24 protein-coding genes are annotated in these 26,017 nt (G+C 32.0%); 16 read left to right on the plus strand and 8 right to left on the minus strand.

Going from position 1 to position 26,017, the window contains the following annotated elements; genetic code table 11:
• Positions 1-4: 4 nt before the first annotated feature.
• Positions 5-1,042: an RluA family pseudouridine synthase gene (locus LY08_RS09795; protein ID WP_111660272.1), complete on the minus strand. Its 1,038-nt coding sequence runs from the start codon at positions 1,040-1,042 to the stop codon at positions 5-7.
• 2 nt (positions 1,043-1,044) lie between these two features.
• Positions 1,045-1,608, minus strand: a complete 564-nt coding sequence (locus tag LY08_RS09800; RefSeq protein WP_111660273.1) for a PASTA domain-containing protein — start codon at positions 1,606-1,608, stop codon at positions 1,045-1,047.
• A gap of 173 nt (positions 1,609-1,781) precedes the next feature.
• Here LY08_RS09800 and LY08_RS09805 point away from each other — a divergent pair, with 173 nt between their 5' ends.
• Positions 1,782-2,756, plus strand: coding sequence for a D-alanine--D-alanine ligase (locus LY08_RS09805; RefSeq protein ID WP_111660274.1), 975 nt, complete (start codon positions 1,782-1,784; stop codon positions 2,754-2,756).
• Positions 2,757-2,774: 18 nt separating this feature from the next.
• On the plus strand, positions 2,775-3,230 hold the full coding sequence (gene coaD / locus LY08_RS09810; RefSeq protein WP_111660275.1) for a pantetheine-phosphate adenylyltransferase: 456 nt from the start codon (positions 2,775-2,777) through the stop codon (positions 3,228-3,230).
• Positions 3,231-3,356: 126 nt separating this feature from the next.
• On the opposite strand, the gene LY08_RS09815 is transcribed toward coaD, so the two are convergent.
• Positions 3,357-4,979, minus strand: a complete 1,623-nt coding sequence (locus tag LY08_RS09815; protein ID WP_111660276.1) for a SulP family inorganic anion transporter — start codon at positions 4,977-4,979, stop codon at positions 3,357-3,359.
• A 94-nt stretch (positions 4,980-5,073) separates the two neighbouring features.
• On the opposite strand from LY08_RS09815, the gene LY08_RS09820 reads away from it, so the two are divergent.
• The 4 genes from LY08_RS09820 to LY08_RS09835 all read left to right on the plus strand — a co-directional run bounded on the left by LY08_RS09820 (position 5,074) and on the right by LY08_RS09835 (position 10,351).
• Entirely contained in the window at positions 5,074-6,804 is a 1,731-nt protein-coding gene (locus tag LY08_RS09820; RefSeq protein ID WP_111660277.1) for a M14 family metallopeptidase, read from the plus strand.
• Between the two features lie 163 nt (positions 6,805-6,967).
• Complete coding sequence (locus LY08_RS09825; protein ID WP_111660278.1) at positions 6,968-8,413, plus strand: RimK family protein; 1,446 nt, start codon at positions 6,968-6,970, stop codon at positions 8,411-8,413.
• A 2-nt stretch (positions 8,414-8,415) separates the two neighbouring features.
• On the plus strand, positions 8,416-9,648 hold the full coding sequence (locus tag LY08_RS09830; RefSeq protein WP_111660279.1) for a glutamate-cysteine ligase family protein: 1,233 nt from the start codon (positions 8,416-8,418) through the stop codon (positions 9,646-9,648).
• 1 nt (position 9,649) lies between these two features.
• Positions 9,650-10,351, plus strand: a complete 702-nt coding sequence (locus tag LY08_RS09835; protein ID WP_111660280.1) for an N-formylglutamate amidohydrolase — start codon at positions 9,650-9,652, stop codon at positions 10,349-10,351.
• Between the two features lie 31 nt (positions 10,352-10,382).
• Here the strand turns inward: LY08_RS09835 and LY08_RS09840 are convergent, their stop codons facing one another.
• Entirely contained in the window at positions 10,383-13,643 is a 3,261-nt protein-coding gene (locus LY08_RS09840; protein ID WP_111660281.1) for a T9SS type A sorting domain-containing protein, read from the minus strand.
• A 187-nt stretch (positions 13,644-13,830) separates the two neighbouring features.
• Positions 13,831-14,412 (minus strand): NUDIX hydrolase, encoded by a 582-nt coding sequence (locus LY08_RS09845; RefSeq protein ID WP_111660282.1) that lies wholly within the window; start codon positions 14,410-14,412, stop codon positions 13,831-13,833.
• 122 nt (positions 14,413-14,534) lie between these two features.
• On the opposite strand from LY08_RS09845, the gene pyrE reads away from it, so the two are divergent.
• On the plus strand, positions 14,535-15,179 hold the full coding sequence (gene pyrE, locus LY08_RS09850; RefSeq protein WP_111660283.1) for an orotate phosphoribosyltransferase: 645 nt from the start codon (positions 14,535-14,537) through the stop codon (positions 15,177-15,179).
• 63 nt (positions 15,180-15,242) lie between these two features.
• Complete coding sequence (locus LY08_RS09855) at positions 15,243-15,650, plus strand: SRPBCC family protein (protein WP_111660284.1); 408 nt, start codon at positions 15,243-15,245, stop codon at positions 15,648-15,650.
• Here LY08_RS09855 and LY08_RS09860 read toward each other — a convergent pair.
• A complete protein-coding gene (locus LY08_RS09860; RefSeq protein ID WP_111660285.1) occupies positions 15,634-16,359 on the minus strand; it encodes a biotin--[acetyl-CoA-carboxylase] ligase in 726 nt (241 codons plus the stop codon). The genes LY08_RS09855 and LY08_RS09860 overlap by 17 nt on opposite strands.
• A 95-nt stretch (positions 16,360-16,454) precedes the next feature.
• Between LY08_RS09860 and rsfS the strand changes: the two genes are divergently transcribed.
• The 6 genes from rsfS (at position 16,455) to LY08_RS09890 (ending at position 21,256) form a co-directional block, all read left to right on the plus strand.
• A complete protein-coding gene (gene rsfS, locus LY08_RS09865; RefSeq protein ID WP_111660286.1) occupies positions 16,455-16,826 on the plus strand; it encodes a ribosome silencing factor in 372 nt (123 codons plus the stop codon).
• A gap of 9 nt (positions 16,827-16,835) precedes the next feature.
• Entirely contained in the window at positions 16,836-18,800 is a 1,965-nt protein-coding gene (gene ftsH, locus LY08_RS09870; protein WP_111660287.1) for an ATP-dependent zinc metalloprotease FtsH, read from the plus strand.
• Positions 18,801-18,911: 111 nt separating this feature from the next.
• The gene (locus LY08_RS09875) at positions 18,912-19,520 is read left to right on the plus strand and encodes an LUD domain-containing protein (protein ID WP_111660288.1); all 609 of its coding nucleotides are present in this window, start codon (positions 18,912-18,914) and stop codon (positions 19,518-19,520) included.
• 4 nt (positions 19,521-19,524) lie between these two features.
• Positions 19,525-20,346, plus strand: coding sequence for a phosphatidate cytidylyltransferase (locus LY08_RS09880; RefSeq protein WP_111660289.1), 822 nt, complete (start codon positions 19,525-19,527; stop codon positions 20,344-20,346).
• On the plus strand, positions 20,336-20,986 hold the full coding sequence (locus LY08_RS09885; RefSeq protein ID WP_111660290.1) for a phosphatidylserine decarboxylase family protein: 651 nt from the start codon (positions 20,336-20,338) through the stop codon (positions 20,984-20,986). Before LY08_RS09880 ends, LY08_RS09885 begins: the two co-directional genes overlap by 11 nt.
• Before the next feature lie 3 nt (positions 20,987-20,989).
• Entirely contained in the window at positions 20,990-21,256 is a 267-nt protein-coding gene (locus LY08_RS09890) for an acyl-CoA-binding protein (RefSeq protein WP_111660291.1), read from the plus strand.
• Position 21,257: 1 nt separating this feature from the next.
• Here LY08_RS09890 and pafA read toward each other — a convergent pair whose 3' ends face one another.
• Positions 21,258-22,910: an alkaline phosphatase PafA gene (gene pafA, locus LY08_RS09895; RefSeq protein WP_111660292.1), complete on the minus strand. Its 1,653-nt coding sequence runs from the start codon at positions 22,908-22,910 to the stop codon at positions 21,258-21,260.
• A 110-nt stretch (positions 22,911-23,020) separates the two neighbouring features.
• Between pafA and LY08_RS09900 the strand changes: the two genes are divergently transcribed.
• Both LY08_RS09900 and LY08_RS09905 read left to right on the plus strand, forming a co-directional pair.
• Entirely contained in the window at positions 23,021-23,761 is a 741-nt protein-coding gene (locus LY08_RS09900; RefSeq protein ID WP_111660293.1) for an MlaE family ABC transporter permease, read from the plus strand.
• Positions 23,758-24,525 (plus strand): ABC transporter ATP-binding protein, encoded by a 768-nt coding sequence (locus LY08_RS09905; protein ID WP_111660294.1) that lies wholly within the window; start codon positions 23,758-23,760, stop codon positions 24,523-24,525. Before LY08_RS09900 ends, LY08_RS09905 begins: the two co-directional genes overlap by 4 nt.
• A 2-nt stretch (positions 24,526-24,527) precedes the next feature.
• Here the strand turns inward: LY08_RS09905 and LY08_RS09910 are convergent, their stop codons facing one another.
• Positions 24,528-26,009, minus strand: a complete 1,482-nt coding sequence (locus LY08_RS09910; protein WP_111660295.1) for a DUF389 domain-containing protein — start codon at positions 26,007-26,009, stop codon at positions 24,528-24,530.
• Positions 26,010-26,017 lie beyond the last annotated feature (8 nt).

Below are 26,017 nucleotides of genomic sequence, written 5' to 3' on the forward strand. Positions count from 1 at the left end.
AGAATTATTCCATGTGTTTTGAGTAACCTCTCCACTTCTCTATACAATCCTGCATGTCTTGTGGTATTGGTGCTTCAAAACTCATAAACTCCTTTTTTGTTGGATGCATAAATCCTAAGGTTTTAGCATGCAGTGCTTGACGTGGTAATACTTTAAAGCAATTATCTACAAATTGTTTGTATTTGGTAAAGGTGGTACCTTTTAGGATCAGGTTTCCGCCATATCGTTCGTCATTAAATAAGGTATGTCCAATATGTTTCATGTGGACACGGATTTGGTGTGTGCGTCCTGTTTCTAGCTTACAACTAACTAAGGTGACATAGCCTAAACGTTCTAATACTTTATAGTGCGTGATGGCTGGTTTACCTTTGTCTGCATCGTCATCTAGATAGACCGTGTTTTGCAACCTGTTTTTAGGATGTCTTCCTATGTTACCTTCTATTGTACCTTCTTCTTCGTCCATATTTCCCCAAACAATTGCTAGGTACTCTCGCTCGCTTGTTTTGGCTTTAAACTGTGCAGATAGATGTGCCATAGCCATTTCTGTTTTAGCAACAACAAGTAAACCTGAGGTGTCTTTATCTATCCTGTGGACTAAACCTGGGCGATCGCTTGAATTGTTAGGTAAATTATCAAAATGGAATATTAACGCATTTATTAACGTCCCAGAATAATTACCATGTCCTGGATGCACCACCATTCCTGCTGGTTTATTGACCACTAATAATTGGTCGTCTTCATACACGATGTCTAAAGGTAAATCTTCGCCTATTAGTAAGTTTTCGTGTGGTGGATGCTCAAAACGTACTGCAATCTGATCGTCTGGTTTAACCTTATAATTAGATTTTACAGGGACTTCGTTTACAAAAATACTTCCGTTTTTTGCTGCTTCTTGTATTTTGTTGCGCGTAGCGTTTTCAATTTTGTTCATTAACCATTTGTCAATGCGCAATGGTTTTTGACCTTTATCGGCTACAAAACTATGATGCTCGAATAACTGGTCTGCATCATCTTCGGGTAATTCTGGTGTATAATCGTCCATAATTAGTTGGCTGTTGGACGGTTTCCGTTACCTAAAACCACATCAATTACTGCAGTTTTTGGGAGTTTAGTGTCTGGTTCTAAGACCTTCCCTTTATAACGTAGTCCTAACACCATGTCTTTTCCTATATTATCTATATATGTGGTTTTACCTACTTTAAATCCTAATGCTTCTAGGGTTGGTTTTGCTTGTCTAAAACTACGTTGACGTAAATCCGGAACAGCTATTTTACGATAACCTGAAGGGTTTAGTGTAATATAAATTTTTCTATTTTCTTTAACCTGAGCATTGGCTTTTGGATCTTGATCTATTACAGAATATTTAGGATAATTAGGATTAAAGTTAGCAGAATCCTGAATCTTTAACTCTAAATTATTTTGTTCTAACTCCATTTTAGCCACCTCAATAGACTTTCCTTTTAGATCAGGAACGGTTTCAAAATCGCCATTATTGGTAGTGACATCTAACCATTTTAGCATTAAAAACACTAAAACAACAGAAGCTACTATAGCTATTGCTAATTGCTTAAAAAACACTTTACTTTTAAGAAAACTAATTATGCTCATTTAATAAATTTTAAGTAGACAAATATATAAAAACAAAAAGGTTTTATCTTCGGATTAAAATAAATGATATTTTTACAAAACGATTAATATTTACATTTATTGAATTATTAAGGTTTTTGCTTTAGCATAAACTTAAAAAATATAAAGATTACCGCTGTTGCGGAACTGTAAGCATGAAAAAAAACATTGCCATAATCATGGGAGGTTATTCTAGCGAATATGAAATCTCTTTAAAAAGCGGAAACGTTGTTTATCAACATCTAGATGCTAATAAATATAATGCTTACCGCATACATATATTTAAAAACAAATGGGTGTATGTTGATGATAATGATACAGAATTTGCTATTGATAAAAACGATTTTTCTGTAACCATTGCTAGTAATAAAATTACTTTTGACTGTATATTTAATGCCATACATGGTAGTCCAGGAGAGGATGGATTTATGCAAGGGTATTTTAAACTATTAAACTTGCCTCATACTAGTTGTGATATGTATCAAGCAAGTATTACCTTTAACAAACGTGACTGCTTAAGCATTTTAAAACCTTATGGCATTTTAACTGCAGAAAGCTATTACCTTAACCTAGGTGATACAGTTAAAGAAGATGATATAATAGAAAAAGTTGGGTTACCATGCTTTGTAAAAGCTAATAAAGCTGGAAGTAGTTTTGGGATAAGTAAAGTCCATAAAAAAGAAGATTTACAACAAGCTATTACCCATGCTTTTAAAGAAGATGACGAGATAATTATCGAGTCTTTTTTAGACGGTACAGAAGTATCTGTTGGTGTTATTACCTATAAAGGAATTACTAAAGTATTACCTATTACAGAAATAGTAAGTGAGAATGACTTTTTTGATTATGAAGCTAAATACTTAGGGAAATCTCAAGAGATAACACCTGCACGTTTAACAGTTGAGCAAGAACAAAAGGTGAATACCATAGCCAAAAAAGTATATGAAGTCTTGAAAATGAAAGGGTTTTCGCGAAGTGAATATATTTTTAAAAATGGCGAACCTCATTTATTAGAAGTCAATACTGTACCTGGTTTAACAGATGCAAGCATATTACCACAACAAGCGCAAATTGCTGGAATTAGTATGGCTGAATTATTTAGTAATGCTATTGAAGAAGCTTTAAAATAAAATAACTACTTTTAAACTATGAGACGTGCACTTTTTCCTGGATCTTTTGACCCTATTACTTTAGGACATTATGATATTATTCAACGAGGAGTTAAACTTTTTGACGAAGTTATTGTAGCTATTGGTATTAATTCTGAAAAAAAGTATATGTTTTCTCTTGAAGAAAGACAACGTTTTTTAGAGGACGCTTTTAAAGACGAACCTAAAGTAAAAGTTGTAACATATCAAGGATTAACTATTGACTTTTGCAAGGAAGTAAATGCTGAATTTATTTTACGTGGTTTACGTAATCCAGCAGATTTTGAATTTGAAAAAGCTATAGCACATACCAATAGAAAACTATCCAAAATTGAAACTGTGTTTTTATTAACAGCTGCAAAAACCAGTTTTATTTCTTCATCCATTGTTAGAGATGTTATTAGAAATAATGGAGACTATACTGTTTTAGTACCAGATAGTGTTAGAGTGAAGTAGTAGTTAGTAGTTAGTAGTTAGTAGTTAGTAGTTAGTAGTTAGTAGTTAGTAGTTAGTAGTTAGTAGTTAAAACTAAACTTTAAATACTTATAACTTTAAATACTCCTAACTTTAAATACTACTAACTTAAAACTTATACTCAGAGATAGGTTTTGGAAATTTTTCAGGGTCTTCAGCTAAGTGATACCTTGGGTCGTCAATAGCTTCAATAACCACTTCTCTAAATTTAGGACTGGCTTTATATAATAAGATTTTACAATCTTCACTTAGATGTTTTAGTCTAATTTGCTTGCCTTCAGCTTCATATTTTTCGACTAGATTAAAAATAGCTTCTAAAGCAGAATGATCACTCACTCTAGATTCTACAAAATCAATTTCTACTTTATCAGGATCGTTTTTAGCATCAAACTTATCGTTAAACGCTTGAATACTTCCAAAAAATAAAGGTCCCCAAATTTCGTACACTTTTGTACCATCCTCTTTAACTCGTTTTCTTGCTCTAATTCGCTTTGCGTTTTCCCAAGAAAACACCAATGCACTAACTATTACACCAGCTATAACTGCTATTGCTAAGTCAAAAACAACGGTTAAACCAGATACTAGAATTAAGACAAATAAATCAGCTCTTGGTATTTTGTTCATGATTCTAAAACTAGACCATGCAAAGGTACCAATAACAACCATAAACATTACTCCTACTAAAGCTGCAATAGGTACTTGCTCTATTAATCCAGATGCAAATAATATAAATGCTAATAAAGCCAATGCTGCAACTAAACCAGACAAACGTCCACGTCCACCACCTTTAATATTAATTAAAGATTGACCAATCATAGCACATCCACCCATTCCGCCAAACAGTCCAGTTACAATATTTGCACCACCTTGTGCTAAACATTCTCTATTAGAATTTCCTCTGGTTTCAGTGATTTCATCCACTAAATTTAGAGTCATTAATGACTCGATTAATCCAATAGCTGCTAATATTAATGCATATGGAAAAATGAATTTTAGAGTTTCAAAATTAAAAGGTACTTTATTAAAAATATCCCATTGAAACTCTGGTAGTCCACCTTTTAGACCTGTACCACCACCATCTCTTATAAAACTCCCAACAGTTGCAACATCCAAATTACCTAATATTACAATTGCAGATACCACTAAAATGGCTATTAAAGCTTCTGGTAATTTTTTAGTTAATTTAGGAAGTCCAAACATAATAGCCATAGTTAACACTACTAGTCCAATCATTATCCATAATTGCGGACCTTGCATCCATACTTTTTCAGTTCCTACGGTTTCTTTAAACATCCCTAATTGAGATAAGAAAATAACTATTGCCAAACCATTAACAAATCCCATCATTACTGGGTGTGGGATTAGCCTAACAAACTTTCCTAATTTAAAAACACCAGCCAGCATTTGGATGATTCCCATTAAAATTACTGTTGCAAAAAGGTAGTATAATCCTAGGTTTTCGCTAGCTTCTCCCATAGCATTACCTTCTGCTACCAAGCTTACCATTACTACTGCTAAAGCACCTGTAGCACCACTAATCATTCCTGGACGACCACCAAAAATTGAGGTAATTAAGCCAATCATAAACGCAGCATAAAGTCCAACCAATGGGTCAACTCCTGCTACAAAAGCAAATGCTACAGCTTCAGGTACTAAAGCTAAAGCTACTGTTAAACCTGATAAAATATCGTTTTTTGCGTTTGCGGTTTGTCTTCTAAAAAATGCTGTCATAGTCTAATTTTCAAGCTGCAAAAGTACATTTAATTACAATAAACACAAGTCAATATTGCTATATTTGTTTCGCATTCTAATGATTATATAGGCAATGAAAAAAATTTTAGTACTTTTTATTTTGATTACTTCTTGTGTTTCTTCAACAAAAAAAGAAGTGAATTTCACCACAATTTTTGAATCCTCAAAAGGCTTAGAAACTGCTACTTATACCGAAACCATTCAATTTTATAAAAATCTAGCTGAAGCCTATTTAGAAATTTCAATAGATAGTATTGGTGAAACCGATTCTGGTAAACCTTTACATCTTGTGACTTTAAATCCTGATAAGAACTTTAATTTTGATTCATTTAAAGAAGACAAACGCATTTTATTAATTAATAACGGAATACATCCCGGAGAGTCTGATGGTATAGATGCAACCATGATGTTATTTAGAGATATAGTAAATGGTACTATAATAATGCCTAAGCATACTGTATTAGTAACTATTCCTATTTATAATGTTGGAGGAAGTTTAAACAGAAATTCTGGAACAAGAACCAATCAGAATGGTCCTAAAGCCTATGGGTTTAGGGGTAATGCTAGAAATTATGATTTAAACCGAGACTTCATTAAATCAGACACCAAAAATGCCAGAACTTTTGCTAAACTATTTCATTTAGTGCAACCAGACGTGTTTATTGATAATCATGTTAGTAATGGTGCAGACTACCAATATACGTTAACCCATTTATTCACTCAACATAATAAATTAGGTGGACCATTAGGTAATTACTTACACACCAAAATGCAGCCCCATTTAGAGCAAAAACTTGCTAATAAAAGCTGGGACATTACACCTTATGTTAATGTATTTAATCAAGTACCTGAAGCTGGGTTTTCTCAATTTATGGATGGTCCAAGGTATTCTACAGGCTATACTACATTGTTTAATACATTGGGCATGATGGTAGAAACGCATATGCTAAAACCTTACAAACAACGCGTTGAGGGCACCTATGAGCTAATGATATCCATGATTGATATTATTGAGGAAGACCATGAAACCATAAAAACACTTCGTCAAACTGCCAATGCAGAGTTAAAAAACAAAAACACCTATCCTCTAGCTTGGCAAATAGACACTACACAGACAACGACTTTGCAATTTAAAGGGTTTGAAGGACAAATGATTGATAGTGATATTACAGGAGCAAAACGTTTACAATTTGATACTACAAAACCATTTACAAAACCTGTAGTGTATCAAAATTACTTTAAGCCAAAAACAGAAGTAACTATACCTAAAGCTTATATTATCCCTCAAGGTTGGTGGTCTGTTATCGAGTTATTACAGCTAAATCAAGTTGAGATGACTTCACTTGAAAAAGATTCGACAATTAGAGTTCAATCCTATAAAATTGATACATTTGAAACTAGACCTCGTGCTTACGAAGGGCATTACCAACATTACAATACCAAAGTGGCAGTTACTGAGGAGTTAATTACTTTTAAAAAAGGCGATTATATAATCGACACCAATCAACAAGCCTTTAGATATTTACTTGAGACTTTAGAACCAGAAGCACCAGATTCGTTTTTTAATTGGAATTTTTTTGATACTATTCTCCAGCAAAAAGAAGGGTTTTCTCCATATGTGTGGGAAGATAAAGCCAAAATAATCCTTAAGGAAAATCCAGAAATCAGAAACACATTCAATAAGAAAAAAGAAACTGACAACCATTTTAAAAACAACTGGTTTGCTCAATTAGATTGGATACACAAACAAAGTAATAATTACGAAAAAGCACATTTACAATATCCAATTTATAGAATTAAGTAACTCAAATTTGCAAAACCTAGAGTTGTTATTTTCATTAAAAAAACTAAAATATAGCCATTACATTATTTATTAAAAATTTAACTAAATAGATTTTATGTAATGTAAAACCTATCGAAAAATAATATAATTTTGTTAAAAATATATTTCGCGTTTATCGCCAAAAATGAATAAATACATTGTTGTAAATCAGCCTGAAAAATGGAATTTTTCGGTAGATAATATTACAGTAATTTCCTCGCAAGAGTATTTAACAAACCCACAATATTCACTTCTTAAAAAAGTAAGAATTTTTAATCTTTGTAAAGACTACAGTTACCAATCTAAAGGGTATTATGTATCGCTTTTAGCAGAAGCACGTGGACATTTGGTTACTCCAACAGTTAAAAATTTAGTAGATCTTAAAACATTAAAATTAGTTAGAATAGTTTCTGACGAGTTTGATGATGTTATCCAACAAAGTTTAAAAAACATTAAATCTCAAGAATTTACTTTAAGCATTTATTTTGGGCAAAATGTAGCTCAAAAATATAAAGAACTTAGTAGTTTGTTTTATAAGCATTTTCAGATTCCGTTTTTGAGAGTTAAATTTAATTTTAACACCAAATGGAATGTGCAAAGTATTAAAGCCATATCTGAGTCTGAAATACCAAAAGACCATATGGATTGTGTACACGATTTTGCCAATCAATACTTTGCAAAAAAACGTTATGACACTGCAAAACTAACACCTTCTGATTTTGACTTAGCCATTTTAGTAAATCCGAAAGATCCTGCGCCACCAAGTAATGTAAAAGCATTGAAAAAATTTGTTGAGCTAGCAGAAAAACAAAATATATATGTCGAAATAATTGAGCCTAAGGATTTAAGTAGGTTATCCTCTTTTGATGCCTTGTTTATTAGACAAAGTACAGAAGTTAACAACGAAGCTTACATGTTTGCTAGAACAGCCCAACAAGAAGGTATTGCAATTGTAGATTATCCAGATGCTATTTTAAAATGTTGCAATAAAGTGTATATGGCTGAAGCATTAGAAAATGCCAATATAGCTACACCAAAAACCATTATTGTACATAGTAATAATAGAGACGAAGTTTTAGAAAAAGTAGGCTTACCCTGTGTTTTAAAAGCTCCGGATAGTACATTTTCATTTGGAGTTAAAAAAGCAAAAAACGCAGAGCAATACAATACCTTAGTTACAGATATGCTTAAAGAGTCTGATTTAATTATTGCGCAAGAGTTTTGTCCTTCTGACTATGATTGGCGCATAGGAATTTTGGATGACGAACCCCTTTTTGCTTGTAAATATTATATGGCAAAAGGGCATTGGCAAATCTATAATTGGGAAGCTTCCAAAAAAACCGAGCAGGATGGAGATGCAGATTGTTTACCCATTGATGACGTACCTAAAGATGTACTACAAATGGCATTAAAATCTGCAAAATTAATGGGTAAAGGATTGTACGGAATTGACATAAAAGTTGTGAATAACAGACCTATGGTTATAGAAATTAATGACAACCCTAATATAGATTTTGGTGTTGAAGATGCTTATTATGGCGATTTGGTTTACACTAAAATTTTGAATGCTTTAAAACAACGCTTAGAATAATTATGGCAACAAAATATCACTTATTTGAAGTGTATGGCATAGAGTTAGAATACATGCTAATAAACAGTAATAGTTTTAAAGTAGCACCAATAGTTGACACCTTATTAACTAAAAAAAATGGTGTTTTGACCTCTGATGTTGATAATGGTGAGATTGCATGGAGTAACGAGCTAGTGGCACATGTTATAGAACTTAAAACCAATGGACCAACAACTAATTTAGAAGGATTAGCTGATGCGTTTCACAAAAATGTAGTCGAAATTAATAGCTTATTAAAACCATTAAACACTCAATTACTACCTACAGCTTGTCACCCAACAATGAACCCTTTAAAGGACACTCAACTTTGGAAACATAGTTATAGTGAGGTTTACGAGTTGTACAATCGTATCTTTAATTGTAAAGGTCATGGTTGGAGTAATGTGCAAAGTACACACATTAATCTGCCTTTTTACGACGATAAAGAATTTGAAAAACTACATGCAGCAATCCGTATAATTCTACCGCTTATTCCTGGTTTGTGTGCAAGTTCTCCAATATTAGAAGGTAAGGTAACTGGATTTAAAGACACTAGGTTAGAGTATTACAAAACCAATCAAAAGGAAATTCCGGAAATGACAGGCTCCGTAATTCCAGAACGCGTATTTAGTAAAACCGACTACTACTCTACTATTTTTGAACCCATAAAAAAAGCCATTAAAAAGTATGATGTCAATAACATTTTAGACCATCATTTTTTAAATAGTCGTGGTGCAATTGCTCGTTTTGACAGAAATGCTATTGAAATACGATTGGTAGATATACAAGAATGTCCTAAAGCAGATATTGCTATTTGCACTTTAATTATTGAGGTTTTAAAGCTTTTAGTTGAAGGAAAATTATCCAAGCTAAAAACTCAAACTTCTTGGCTAAAACAAGACCTATTTGCTATTTTAAATGCCACAATAAAAGATGGCGAAAATTACACCATACACAATACAGACTACTTGTATCTTTTTAATATAGAAGACACTATTACTGTAAAAAAACTGTGGTATAATTTGTATGAAAAAGTAAAACATAATATTCCGGAAGACTATCAAAATACTTTAGAAGTCATTTTTAAGCATGGCACCTTGTCAACCAGAATTACAGGCGCTATTGAAACAGACCCTTCTATAAATAACATTGAAAAAATCTATTTTCAACTGGCAAATTGCTTAGAAAACAATTCGCTTTTTATACCCAACACTTAAAATGAAACTAGTTTTAACGTGTGAACATGGTGGAAATGACATCCCAAGATTATATAAACACTTATTTACAAACCAAGAGGTTTTAAATTCTCATAGAGGGTTTGATATAGGCGCATTAGCAATTTTTAACCATCTAAAACCAATTGCGGACTTTTCTAAATATAGTACAACAAGCAGACTATTAATAGAGTTGAATCGTTCTTTACATCACAATCAATTATTTTCAGAGTTTACTACTAATTTACCGCAGTTAGACAAAGCAAAAATTATTACAGATTATTACTCTGTGTATAGAGATGAAGTTGAAGCTAAGATTAATACTTTCATTTTAAAAAAAGAAACCGTCCTTCATTTATCAATACATTCGTTTACACCAATATTAAATGGTATTAAACGTCAATGTGATATAGGCATACTTTATGATTCTAGAAAACTTGAAGAAAAAGAGTTTGCTATTCTATTAAAAAAAGAAATTAAAGCTATTAATCCTGAGTTAAATATTAGATTTAATTATCCTTATTTAGGAAAATCAGATGGTTTTACAACCTATTTAAGGCAACAATTCTCAAAAAATTACATAGGTATAGAAATAGAAGTTAACCAAAGATTTTCTGAAAACAACGCAGTAAATAACAGTTTAAAAAAAGTAATTAAACAAGCTTTATTTGAGATAACCCATAAAAAAAACCGCTACAATTTGTAGCGGTTTTTTTTGTATTTGATTGATAGTAAGATTATTTATTTACTAAAATCTTTTTGGTGAAAGTTCTTCTTTCAGACTCTAATTTTAAAATGTAAAGACCTGCAGCTAATGCTTTAGTTCTAATAACATTTGAATTATTAGATAGTGTTCCGGAAAGTACTTGCTTACCATTTAAATCTATCATAGAGTAATTAAATACTTCTCCTTCTAATAAAGTAATATTTACATTTAACTCATTAATAACTGGGTTTGGATACAGTTTAAGATCCGATACTAAAGAAGTTTCTTCAGATTTAAATTCTGTAGGTTCTTCCATATCATTTGTTGAGTTATTAGTTTTTGAAGATGCAACTCGATCTGTAGATCCAGCAAGAATTACTAATATCGGGCTTCCATTTACATCTAAATTTGCACAAATTAAGCTATCGTTAATTAAATTTAACACATCAGAAGCAGTAGTAACACCTATGATAATATCATTATCTAGATCTAAAGTTAATGGATCATAAGCTAACATATGTACTTTATAATTACCTCCTACAGCAGGCAATTGAATTGTTGTAGAATTACTAACTCTTTGAATTGTTAACGAATTTCCACTTGTTAAAACTGTACCCAATTGATACCCTTGAGGTAAAACTGCGTTTCCATTTGGAGTTATTGTAACAAAGGAATTTACAGCTGGATTGACTAAAACTACATTAGCACTTAAAGTTCCTGTACCTGCAAATACTGTATCGTCACATTGTAAACCATCTTCTAAAGTAAAACTAATTGTTTTAACTTCACATAGACTTAAACATGTAGAACCACCTGTTGAAGAAAAAGATACTGAAGATTCAACACCACCAATACTCTTAGTATTAGTAACGTTTGCTATTTTATCTGTAGAATTATCACAATCATCACCAGAAGAAATAGTATACAATCTTGCTGTTACTTGAAAATTACCTAACCCTAAATCCCATGCTGCTCCATTTGCAGGGTAAGTATAAGGAAAATCATTTTCAGTAATAATTGTTGTTGTATTTGTATCTGTATTAAGCACTGTATAGATAATTGTATTTGTATTTCCGCTAACCACACTTTCAAAGTATGGATTGGTTGGTAAATCCATTAGATTATACACACCACCATCAACTAAAGAAACACTTTCGGTTCCATCTGTTAACACAAAATCATCTATACTACCACAACAATTAGTTATTGTAAAGGTTAAACATTGTGTATCACATTCTTCACCACTTGCTTGATTTTGTTTGTAAACAGTAGAGCAGAAACTAAATGTACCACAACCTAAGTTCCAAACTTGGTTTGTTGCTCCAGGGAATGTATAAGGTAATACATTTTCTAACTTAGTATATACTTCACCAGTATCAAGGTTTGTTAATGTATTAAATGCACTTTCAATATTTCCAGTGGTTAAAACATTGATATTAAAATTAGTTGGTAAGTCATTAATATTGTAAGTTCCTCCATCAACTAATGCTACTGTTGGATCAGAGAAATTTGAGAATTCAAATCCTGTTATAGATCCACAATCTGAGATTTGACCACATCCATCATTAATACTAGCAGTATTACCGTTTGTATCTACATATCCAATAACTTGAACTAGTCCATCAAATGTAATACCTAATAAATCTTGAGAACATGATGTATGTATTTGTGCAGTTGCACCATTAATATACACTTCAAAATCTTTTTCTAATTTATCATCTGTTGCAGTAGCTGTGTAAGTTCCATCTCCATTATTAACTACAGTTCCTGAATTAGTAGTAACTGTTCCTGTACCAGAATAAGCAAAAGTTAATTCTACTAATCCTCCTTCGCATGGGCAATCTGGTATAGATCCATCATATAAAGTAAATTTAAGATAATCATAATCACACTTATCACCCATTGCATTATCCATATCATAAATTTCTGCTTTAACTTTAAATTCAGAAATCCCTAAACTCCATGGTGTACCATCACTTGGGTAAGTAAAAGCTTCATCATTGTCTATAGAAACAAATTCGTCACCTGTGTCTTCATTTTTTACTTCAAATCTTACACTTTCTGGAAATCCAGATAACAATACGCCAACATAAAAATTAGCTGGTAAAGCATTAATATCATAACTATCACCATCTACAATTGGGATACTTGTAACACCGTCTGTTAAAACAAATCCTAATACATCACCACAAACTGGTGCTTGAGTACAACCATCTGTTAAACTAGCACTATTACCTTCTGAATCTACATAACCAACAACTTGAACTCCTCCTGTAAAAGTAACTCCTAAAACATCTTGAGAACATGAAGTATGTATTGCTGCTGTGTAACAACCGCTAGTCACTATTTGTAAATTTTTCTCTAGTTTTAAACCATTATTAGAGACTGTATATGTACCATCTCCATTATCTGTTATAGTTCCAGAGTTAGTAGTTATAGAACCACCACCAGAATAAGCAAAAGTAAGCTCTACCATTCCACCTTGACAATCACAATCAGGCACAATAACATCTATAATTTTAAATTTAATTGTTTCGCTATCACAATAACTTCCTTGACAATTATTAAACTCAAAAATTTTGGCTTTTAATTCAAATTCTCCTGTACCATAACTCCAAGCAGCATTTCCACCAGGTGTTGTGTAAGGAAGATGATTTTCTCCGATTGTATATTCTTGACCAGAATCTAAATTTTTAAGTCTAAAACTAGCGCTTTCAGAAAATCCGTTAACTAATAAATCAACATAAAAACCTGTTGGTAACTGATCTAAACTATATTCTGCATTATCAACAATTGCAACAGTACTAGTACCATTAGAAAATTGAAATCCTGCTATACTACCACAAGGTGGAGTTGACAAAATCTCAAATTTAATGGTCTCACTATCACAGTAAGATCCTTGACAACTATTATATTTATAAATTTTGGCTTTGACTTCAAATTCTCCATATCCAAAATTCCAAGCTGCATTTCCACCAGGAAAAGTATAAGGCAAATGATTTTCTGTAATATTATAAGTCTGCCCTGTAGTTTTATTTTTTACTTCAAATTTAGCACTTTCAGAAAATCCAACTACTAATAAATCTACATAGAAGTTAGTTGGTAAATCTCCAAAATAGTAAGCCTGATCGTTGCTAATAGTGACTATTTCAGAACCATTAGAAAACTGGAATCCAGAAATATTTCCGCAATTGGTATCATCAAAAGCATTAGCTTGAAATGAAAAAATTAAAGTCACTACAGTTAGTAGTACTCTAACTTTTATAGTTAGGTTGAGTAATAATTTATACATAAATTTGGTTTTAATATTATTAACATTTACCTAACAAATTTACCTAACAGAAATACCTTACAGAAAAAAAATAGCCTAAATGCAATATTTGTCTTTAAATGGATAAAACATACACTTTTAGCGGATTAAAGGTAAAAAACAGTTGTTTTTTTATAGTTAAAAGACCTTTTTTAAGGATTTAATAAAACTAAAACAGAAGTTTAATATTAGAATAAGAATTTTCTAATGCTTGGTTTACTTCTTTAGCATTTAACCATTTTACTTCAGTGATTCCTTCGTTTAATTGAGGGTAAAACTTACCAGAAAACGACGAATACATCTCATACCAATAGGTGATTTTTAGTTTTGCCTTTCCGTTTCGCTTAAAAATATGATAGGTATTAGGTAATGGTTTAATAATCTTTAGCTTACCAATTCCGGTTTCTTCTTTAACTTCTCTAATTGCTGTTTCTTCAATAGACTCTTTACCTTCTGTTTTTCCTTTAGGTAAGTCCCATTTATCATTTCTATAGATAAATAAAATTTCATCTTTATCATTAAAGACTTTTCCACCACCAGCAATTACATTGGGTAATTTCTTTTTAAAGGATTTAAGTAATTTATCTTCTTTGGGACCTATTAATCTTATAGAATTGATTGATTTTTTTGATAATGTTTTAATAATTAACTCAATATCAGCATCCTTAAGTAAGAAGTTTTTAAAGTCGGTTTCCTTTTCTACTTTTGTAGTTAAGTATATAGGTTTGTCATTAACAAAAATGGGCTGCATCAAATTTTTCTGTGCTTTTTTATTTTAGGTAAAAATATTAAAATTAATCAGATAGTTGTAATCTCTTTTTTTATTTTGAAATTTAATTTAAGACAAATTAAATTTATCTGTATTTTTGCCACATGATTATTAACGACCAAACCGCAAGGCAAACCGCCAAAGTTTTATTACAGATTAATGCTATTAAACTTCAACCTAATGATCCGTTTACTTGGGCTTCTGGTTGGAAATCTCCAATTTATTGTGATAATCGCATTGTACTATCCTACCCTACTGTAAGAAATTACATTAGAGAGGAAATTAGCAAGTTTATTGAAGAACATTACGGAAAACCAGATGTTATTGCAGGTGTTGCTACAGGTGCAATAGGTATTGGTATGTTAGTAGCAGAGTATTTAGGACTACCATTTATATATGTTAGACCTGAAGCTAAAGGACATGGTAGAAAAAACCAAATTGAAGGACATATCGAAAGTGGACAAAACGTTGTTGTAGTTGAAGATTTAATTAGTACTGGAAAAAGCAGTCTTAATGCTGTAAAAGCTCTAAGAGAAGCTAATGTCAATGTAAAAGGTATGATTGCCATTTTTTCTTATGGTTTTGATGTAGCAAACTCTAATTTTGAAAACGAAAATGTGACATTACACACTTTAAGTAATTACAAAAACTTGTTGCTTGAAGCAGCCTCTAGCAAATACATTACAGATAATCAAATAGACACATTAAGTCAATGGAACGCCAACCCAAGTGTTTGGAACGCTAATTGATACTACATTTTATGTTGTTATTTTCTAACAACAAAAATTAAATAAAAAACACACCACACAATTATGAAATTAGAAAGCCCTAAAGTTACTTTAGATAAATCAACAGAAGATACGTTTAACTTTTTAAGCGACATCAAAAACTTTAAAAGCCTAATGCCAGAAAACATTAGCAAATTTGAAGTTTTAGGAGAAGATAAGTTTTTGTTTGCCTTAAAAGGAATGCCAGAAATTATTTTAAAAAAGAAAGAAAGCACGCCAAACAGTCAAATAGTATTAGGTGCAGCTGGAGGAAAAATAGATTTTTCTTTAACTGCTAATATTACTGAAGTAGACACTAACAAAAGTGAAGTACAACTTGTTTTTGAGGGCGAATTTAACGCCATGATGGCAATGATGATTAAAGGACCTATCAATAAATTTATTGAAACTTTAGCCACTAATATGCCTCAAGCTATTAATACAGTAGCGTAATAGTTTTTAAATCGAAAGTTTTTAACACTTGATCTTCTATTAAAACTTCAAGTAATCCTTCGTTAGAAACGCCTTTTATAATACCAGAAAATAAGCCTTCAGCAGATTTAAATGTTGAAGGTTTTTCTTTTCTAAATAAATAAGATTCGTAAGAAGCTTTTAATAAAGAGTTATCCTTATTAAAATTCTTAAATTCAATTTGTAACTGCTTTAAAACAAGGTGTAACACTTCGTCTAAATGGTAAGAAACACCAGTTATTTTTTTTAAAGAACTTGCTTTAGGAAAATGCTCAAACTGCAATTGATTAACATTTAGGCCAATACCAATAATAGAAGACTCTATGTGGTTTTGTTTTATGACATTTTCTATTAAAACTCCGCAAATTTTCTGGTTATCTGACAAAATGTCGTTTGGCCATTTCACGCTCAATTTAGGAATATTAAGGGTTTCTAAAGCTTTAATTATTGCTAAAGACACAGCCATACTAATATTAAATTGCTGCTCTAATAACAAACCGTCAAACCGTTTATAAACACTAAAGGTTAGGTTTTTAAAGGGTTGAGATTGCCAAGACGTACCCATTTGACCTCGTCCTTGGGTTTGGTCATCTGTTACAATAGTGGTAAAATCTTCAACAGGACTATCCAAACTTAGATTACGAAGAAACCGATTTGTAGAATCGGTGGCATTAAGTTTGATTATACGCATATTAAATAATTATCTTCGTATTATAAAATCTTATGATTTTTTTAGAGTATAAAGAACTTAAAAATAATAACTTTGCACAAATATAAATCTTATTAATGGCGAAAAAACAATCAAACGCAGATGCCCTTATAGCAACAATAATTGAGGGTATTGAAGATGTAAAAGGAAAAGACATAAATATTCTTGATTTAAGAGAGATTGAAAACACAGTTTGTGACTACTTTGTGATTTGTGAAGGAACTTCCAACACACAAGTTAACGCCATTGTCAATTCTATACAGAAAAAAGTTAGTAAATCACTAAAGGATAAACCTTGGCATATAGAAGGAGAAGACAATGCAGAATGGGTTTTAATGGACTATGTTAATGTAGTAGTACACGTATTTCAAAAACACATTAGAGAATATTACGATATTGAAAGTCTTTGGGGAGATGCTAAAGTCACACTTATCGAAACCAATTATTAAACACATTACATGGCAGATAAAAATAAAAATACAGTACCAAAAAAACCAAAATTTAATCCTTATTGGATTTATGGAGGAATAATTATATTCTTTATTGCGCTTCAGATTTTTGGAAGTGGTTCTGGAAGTGCAGATAAAACCTCTCCTTCTCAATTTTTTGAATACTTAAGAGATGGTGATGTAGAAAAAGTTGATATTGTAAATGAAATTACAGCAAAAGTATACCTAACTAAGGAAGCTCAAGAGAAAGAGATTCATAAAAACTCTAAGCCTACATCTATTTTTCCATCAACAACTAGGTTACCTAACTATTCTTTTCAGTTTGGAGATTTAGCATTATTTCAAGAATCAATTAACGAAATAAATAAAGAATTAGGAAAAGATAAAGCAGTACAAGTCACATTTAGTATAGAAAGTAACCCTTGGGGAGAATTATTATTTAGTTTACTACCCTTTGTATTGCTTATTGGTGTATGGATTTTTATTATGCGTCGTATGTCCTCTGGAGGAGGTGGTGGTGCTGGCGGACAGATTTTTAATATTGGAAAATCTAAAGCTAAACTGTTTGACGAAAACTCTCAAGTTAAAACCACGTTTAAAGATGTTGCAGGACTTGAAGGTGCTAAAGAAGAAGTTCAAGAAATTGTAGATTTCTTAAAAAACCCAGAAAAATACACCAATTTAGGTGGTAAAATACCTAAAGGAGCTTTACTTGTTGGACCTCCTGGAACAGGAAAAACATTATTAGCTAAAGCAGTTGCTGGAGAAGCAAAAGTGCCTTTCTTCTCTTTATCAGGATCTGATTTTGTCGAAATGTTTGTTGGTGTTGGAGCTTCTCGTGTTAGAGATTTATTTAAACAGGCTAAAGAAAAATCACCAGCTATAATTTTTATTGACGAGATTGATGCTATTGGACGTGCAAGAGGTAAAAATGCTATGTCTGGAAGTAACGACGAGCGTGAAAACACGTTAAACCAACTGTTAACAGAAATGGATGGTTTTGGTACAAATACCAACGTGATTGTACTTGCTGCAACTAACAGAGCAGATATTTTAGATAAAGCTTTAATGCGTGCAGGACGTTTTGACAGACAAATACATGTTGATTTACCAAACTTAACAGAGCGTAGAGAAATATTTGAAGTACACCTTAAACCATTAAAAAAGGCTAAGGGATTAGATGTGGACTTTTTATCTAAACAAACACCTGGTTTCTCTGGTGCAGATATTGCCAACCTTTGTAACGAGGCTGCTTTAATTGCTGCAAGAAAAAATAAAAAAGAAGTTGAAAAACAAGATTTTTTAGATGCAGTAGACAGAATTGTTGGTGGTTTAGAAAAAAGAAGTACCATTTTCTCTGAAGAAGAAAAAAATCTAATTGCTTATCACGAGGCTGGTCACGCAACTACAAGTTGGTTTTTAGAGCATGCAGATCCTTTTGTAAAAGTAACCATTGTTCCAAGAGGTCGTAGTCTTGGTGCTGCATGGTATTTACCTGAAGAAGCGCATACTACCAGAACAGAAAAATACCTAGACGAAATTTGTATGACTATGGGTGGACGTGCTGCAGAGAAATTAATGTTTGACAAAATTTCTACAGGTGCTATAAGCGATTTACAAAGTGTTACCAAAAAAGCAAAAGCAATGGTAATGATTTACGGACTAAATGAAAAAGTTGGAAATATTACTTACTATGACCCAACAGGTGATAATGGATTTGTAAAGCCTTACAGCGAAAAAACAGCAGAATTAATTGATGCTGAAATCAAAAATATTATAGAAACACAATACCAAAGAGCGATATCTATTCTATCAGAAAAGAAAGACCTTTTAATCGTATTGGCAGAGCGATTAAGAGAAAGAGAAGTCTTATTTAGAGAAGATTTAGAAGAAATATTAGGGAAACGCCCTTTTGACAACATAGAGAAGCCATCTGAAAAGCTTCAAGACGTTAAAGAAGAAGAGGAAGAATAAAACAAAACTCTTACTAATAAGCATAAAAATCTTAGATTATCTCGTTTGATAGTCTAAGATTTTTTATATTTGGTAATCCCATAATAGAAATGTGATTATAGCTACGTTTAAATGAGCCTTTTTAGAAAATTATTTAGTTCTAAATCTCAAAAAGAAAAACAGGAATTAAAGTCCGAAGAGAGAGGAAAATACATGCCTCAAAAAGAACTACCAATTGATGAGAGTTTTACAATAAACTTTAAAAAAAATGGTGGTAAGTTTTTGTATTGTGACTCGTTAGACGAAATTTATGACAACCTCAACAACATCATTCTTGAAAACAATTGGGAAGACCACTCGGTGTATTTTTACGATGACAATTTAAAAGATAAGTTTAAAAGCTCTCAATTAAAGGTTAGTAATAAGTTATCTGAATGTACATACTTTATTACCACTTGCGAAAACTTAATAGCTAACGACGGATCTTTGTTAGTCTGCTCTAATCAATTAGCAGAAAAAAAACTTAATGAATTCCCTAATAACGTTATAGTATTTGCTACTACAAGTCAAATAGTTTCTAACATAGGCGAAGGGCTTAGAGAAATTAAAAACAAAAACGCCAAAAATATCCCAACAAATATAACGACCATAAAACATTTTAAATTACAAGAGGAAAAAGACTTTTTATCTTACGGAAGCAGTTCAAAAAACTTATATTTGTTGCTTTTAGAAGACCTTTAGTTTTATGAGTGAAACGCTAACCAGAGCACTTTCAGGATTTTTATACATAAGCTTGCTTATAGCATCACTGCTTAATCAACATGCATTTATCGTGTTGTTTTTTGTGTTTGGTTTTATTTGTTTAATAGAATTTTGCAAGCTTATTCAGCTAAAAAGCATATTTCCCTACATAATATTTACCGTTCTGTATTTAATTTTTGGCTATTGGTTATTTGTTATGAAATCTGAAAAGGGACTTAATGAAGCTACACAAATCCTACAAGTCATAACAATATTTGTACAACTCATTTTAATTAAGGATTTGTTTTCAGAAAAAACAATACCATTATTTAGCTCTAAACGGTTTATAATAACCACCTTTTACTTATCTAGTGGATTTGTGTTTTTAGTGTTAATTGCTAATCATAATGGGTCATTTACTCCAGAATATATATTGGGTTCATTTGTATTGGTTTGGATAAACGACACCTTTGCTTACCTAGTGGGTAAAAATTTTGGAAAGCAAAAATTATTTCCAAGAATCTCACCTAAAAAAACAGTAGAAGGATTTTTAGGCGGTTTATTTTTTGCTACAATTGCCAGTTATTTTATTTATATCTTTACTAACACATTAACCTTTACCAATTGGCTTATACTAAGCATTATAGTAAGTGTTTTTGGAACTCTTGGCGACTTAATAGAATCTAAGTTTAAGCGACAAGCACAAGTTAAAGATAGTGGTGTAATTATGCCTGGTCATGGTGGTTTACTAGACCGATTTGACAGTATGATATTTGCAGCACCTTTTATTTATTTGTTTTTAAGATTTTTAAAATATGTTTCATAAAGAAGGCTTTAAGATTATTTCAGTAACCTTTTTAGCGGTTGCTATTTTAGCAGTAGTAATAGATAAGTTTGTAGCACTACAATGGTTACAATACCTATTATATTTTACTCTTTTTGTTTTTTTATTTCTTATTCTTCAATTTTTTAGAAATCCAAAACGACTAACCCTTTTAAATGACAATACTGTTGTATCTCCTGTAGATGGTAAAGTAGTTGTTATAGAAGAGGTATTCGAGCCTGAATATTTTAAAGACAAACGCCTACAAGTTAGTGTGTTTATGTCGCCTATAAATGTGCATGTAACACGATACCCAATTGGTGGTCAAGTAGCGTATAGTAAGTATCATCCAGGAAAATATTTAGTGGCTTGGCACCCTAAAGCAAGTACCGATAACGAGCGTACTACAGTGGTTGTAGACAACCCAATATATGGTAAAGTATTATACAGACAAATTGCAGGTGCTTTAGCTAAACGTATTGTTAATTATGCAAAAGAAGGTGATACCGCTACACAAGGTCAAGACTCAGGATTTATTAAATTTGGGTCAAGAGTAGATTTATTTTTACCTTTAGACACTAATATTAAGGTCAGTTTAAATCAAAAAGTAAAAGGAGGCGAGAGTATTATTGCCGAAATTTAAAGTATGACTCCAGAAGAATTAGATAAAACTTTTGAAGATGCTGTAGAACGCATAAATGCGCACACAGAGCCTTTTCCTGCAGATTTCCTACTTCGTTTGTACGCGTATTATAAAAAGGCTACCAATAATTACGAAAGACCTAGTAGCAGAAAACCTATTATAAATGCGTTTAAAACTAACGCGCTTTTTCAGATAAAAGACATCACTACAGAAGAGGCTAAAGAGACTTATATAGAGCTAGTTAACAACTATTTTTTGTACAGAAAATAGATTATTCCAATACCATTTCTAAAGGCTTACCTGTTGCTCCATTTGGGAAACTAATCCCTAATAACGAGGACATGGTTGGTGCTATATCAGGTATAGTTGTACGTTGTAAAGTACTTCCATTTTTAATTCCGTGACCATAAAATAACAAAGGGACGTGCGTGTCGTAATTTAAAGCAGAACCATGAGTAGATCCAGTTACACTATAACTGATTACAGCTGGATCTAAGACAAATAACACATCTCCAGAGCGTTTTTGATTATAGCCATTTTGTAATAAATTTTCTATGCCTTCTGCAAACTCTGTATTACTCATACTAGTTGCAGTGTACGCTTTATCTATATGTGGGTAATCTATAATAAGATTAACAATCGCTTGTTGAACAGCAGCTAAATCTAACCCATAACTTTTAATCAACTGACGATCTAAAAATATCTGATTATTACTAACGTTTTTAATAAAGTCTTTAGCTTTATAATTAAAAACATCCGAAGCCTCTAACTTAGCTTTAAAAGTATCTAATTCAAAATAACCTGCTGGAATCTTAACAGACTGCAAATAAGAGGGCACCTCTACTGCTCCATGGTCTGAAGTTAAAAACAAGGTATAGTTACCTTTACCAACTTTAGCATCAAGTGTATTAATTAAACGCTCTAAATCTTTATCTAATCGTATATAAGTGTCTTCAATTTCTTTACTATTGACTCCAAAATTATGACCAACATAATCTGTACTAGAAAAACTAACCGTTAAAACATCAGTAAAATTATCCTGTCCTAATTGCTCACCTTCTATTGCAGCTATTGCAAAATCAACAACAATACTATTTCCATAAGGTGTAGTTTTAATAATATCATAACCTCTATTATACTCACTTAAAGCTTTTAAATCATAAGGAAATGTAGCAGTGTCCTTTCCTTTAAATCCACCTTCAAAAGCATTTAAATCGCTTCCACTTTCGGTGTAAGTATTTATGTTATAAAGTGTGTTCCACTCTTTTAAATAACTTTCAGCTACAGCTGAATTATTAAAGCTTTGAACCCAATTAGGTAAAGATTCTAAATAATAGGTACTACTAATAAAACGTCCTTCATCTAAACCATGAAACCAATACGCTGCATTGGCAGTGTGTCCTGCTGGTAATATGGCTCCTCTATCCTTAAGTGAAATCCCGATGGTCTTTCCTCTTAATTGCGTGAATAATCTATTTTGGTCTGCAAAAGATGTTGTTTTCAATCTATGTGGCGACATCTGTCCAGCTTTGTGTAAAGTTCCTACAGATTGCACTGTGGTATCTCCTGCACAATACACATCACTATCCGATACTTTATCGTACCAATAATTAGAAATTATACCGTGCATTTTTGGTGTGGTACCAGTATATACCGATGCATGACCAGGTCCAGTATAGGTTGGCACATAATTAAAATGGTTGTTCTTACAATTAAACCCTTGTTGTATTATTTTTTTAAAACCTCCTTCACCATATTTACTGTAAAATCTGGTTAAATAATCATAGCGCATTTGGTCTACAACAACACCAACCACTAATTTTGGTTTAGATTCTATAGTCGTTTTATCTGAGTTTAAAGCGCCTTTTTGAGAGTGGCAGCTCATTAACAAACAGGTAATAAATACGGTTAAAAAAGATCTCATTTTAAAAAAATTAATTTTGAGCATCAAAAATACAGATTTTAAAACATCTAATTTGAAATTAAGGTTAAATACCTATTAGAATTTTATATTTTAGCAGTAACAAAAAAAACATGAATTACCTACATTATATTGGGACTTACTTTTTGATGGTTGTCGAGATGTTTCGAAAGCCAACCAAATGGTCTGTGATGAAAAAACTAATCCTAAAAGATATAGACGATTTAATTATCGGTTCTTTGGGTATTGTGGCTTTCATTTCGTTTTTTGTTGGTGGTGTTGTTACTATACAGACTGCTTTAAATATTGACAATCCGTTAATTCCTAAAAATCTTGTTGGATTTGCCACCAGACAATCTATAGTTTTAGAATTTGCACCTACGTTTATGTCTATAATTATGGCAGGAAAAGTAGGTTCTTTTATTACTTCTAGCATTGGTACAATGCGTGTTACAGAGCAAATTGATGCATTAGAAGTTATGGGAATTAACAGTTTAAACTACCTTGTGTTTCCAAAATTTATAGCACTAACCTTATACCCTTTTGTAATTTCAATCTCTATGTTTTTAGGGATTATGGGTGGATTAGCTGCTTGTGTGTATGGTGGTTATGCCAGCATGCCAGATTATATTGAAGGCATTCAGTTAGACTTTAAGCCTTTCCATATGGCTTATGCGTTTATAAAAACATTAATATTTGCTTTTATTTTGGCCACAATCCCATCGTATCATGGATATTATATGAAAGGTGGAGCGCTTGAGGTTGGTAAAGCTAGCACAACGTCTTTTGTTTGGACCAGTGTTATGATTATCCTGTTAAACTATATATTAACGCAACTCCTTTTAAGCTCATGATAGAAGTTAAAAATTTACATAAGTCGTTTGGAGATGCTCATATTTTAAAAGGGATTACAACCACTTTTGAAAAAGGTAAAACCAATCTTATCATTGGACAAAGTGGGTCTGGTAAAACCGTATTTTTAAAATGTTTGTTAGGTTTATTTAATTATGAAGAAGGTACCATTGCTTATGATGGTAAAGTGTTTGCACAATTAAGCGAAGATAAACGTCGAGAAATTAGAGCAGATATCGGAATGGTTTTTCAGGGAAGTGCCTTGTTTGATTCTATGACGATTGCCGAAAATGTGATGTTTCCGTTACGTATGTTTACCAAACAAAGTAAAAGCGAAATGCAAGATCGTGTTGACTTTGTATTAAACAGAGTAAACCTGGGAGATGCGCACAACAAAATGCCAAGTGAAGCGTCTGGAGGTATGCAAAAACGTGTGGCTATTGCCAGAGCAATTGTAAACAAACCAAAGTATTTGTTTTGTGACGAACCCAACTCTGGATTAGATCCAAAAACCGCAATAGTTATTGACGATTTAATTAAAGAAATAACCGAAGAATATCAAATAACAACCGTTATCAATTCGCATGACATGAACTCGGTGATGCAAATAGGTGAAAAAATTATCTTCCTAAAAAATGGGTATAAAGAATGGGAAGGTTCACGTTACGACATCTTTAAAACAGATAACGAAGCAGTTACCGACTTTGTGTACTCGTCAGAACTATTTAAAAAAGTGCGTCAAATGTACTTGGAAGAACGTGGTTAACCTTAGTTTCTTCTAATAATTATAGTATCTGTTACCAACTCCTTTTGTAACCACTGTTGTAATTCTTTTTCTTTAGCCATAACAATACTGTCAGGTAAAGACACTTTCCATCTTACATTTGCAATAGTCACTGTATCTATATTTATAAAATCTTTAGACTCTAATACTTTAGAATAACCAAAATACTCTAAGTCGTTAAATCGTACTTTAGCATCACGAGATAAATTGGTAAACGAGATGGTTTTTTCTGTGTTTTTAGATTCTATTTGTTTGTTTAAGTTGGTGATGTTTTCTTGCAATTCTTCAATTTGCTTTTGTAGTCCTGCAATCACATTATCTTTTTTATCCAATTCTTCAATAGCTCTATCGTAGGCATCCACAATTTTATCAAAGCTTCGGTTTTTATTTCCTTGTATATCTAAACTAAAATCTTTGATTTTATCATACTTTTTTAACTCATTATTCAAATCTGCAATGGTTGCATCTGGGACTTCGCCATTAAAGTAAAGCACTATGGTTTTTTCATCCCAATTTGGTGTTCCTTTTTGTAACCACAATTCGTTATTAGACTCGACTTCATCCTTTAAAAAGTTGTTATAATCGCTTTCTAATCCACTTTGTGTAATAAAATTAAGAAACGTCCAAATGGCTGGAGCCATTACCAATACTGCAATTACAGAAGCTAACTGTGCAATACGCTTACGCTTTTTAGAGTTAGCATATTTAAGCATTGGGAAACGTAAAATCTTAAGTACTAAAAAGGTAGCCAATGCTATAAAAATGGTGTTGATCGTAAATAAATACATGGCACCCATAAAAATATCCCAATCATGCGCCAAACCATAACCTGCTGTACATAATGGTGGCATTAATGCTGTAGCAATTGCAACACCAAAAATAACAGTTGCAATAGTTCCTTTTTTAGTACGTGCTATAATTAGGGCTAATCCACCAAAAAAGGCAATTAGCACATCTCGTAAATCGGGTTTGGTACGACCAAATAATTCGTTGGTCATGACATCTGCAGTTGGGAAAAACTTAAAGAACAAAAATGCGGTTAGTAAACTAAGCACAATCATGGTCAATAAGTTAATAAGCGAGCTTTTTAGCGTGTCAATATCGTTTAATGCAATAGATAAACCTATTCCTAAAATAGGACCCATTAATGGCGAAATTAACATGGCACCAATCACTACTGCTGTACTATCTGCATTTAATCCTACAGAAGCCACCATAATAGAGCATACTAAAATCCAAGCAGTTGCACCTCTAAAAGGGATATCTGCTTTTATAGCAGCAATAGTAGCATCACGATCTGTATCGTCTCTAAAATCTAGCAGATCCTCTAAATAGGTTTTTATGCTTTTAAATAAGCCTTCTGCATCTTTTTTTACAGCTTCTTTTTTCTGTCCAACCGCATCAACTTTATGCTCGTCGTCTGAAAAATTAAATTTATTTTCTTTTGGCTCGTTATTTTGTTCCATAGTTGAAT

The organism is Olleya aquimaris, from assembly GCF_003259525.1.
GTDB lineage: Bacteria > Bacteroidota > Bacteroidia > Flavobacteriales > Flavobacteriaceae > Olleya > Olleya aquimaris.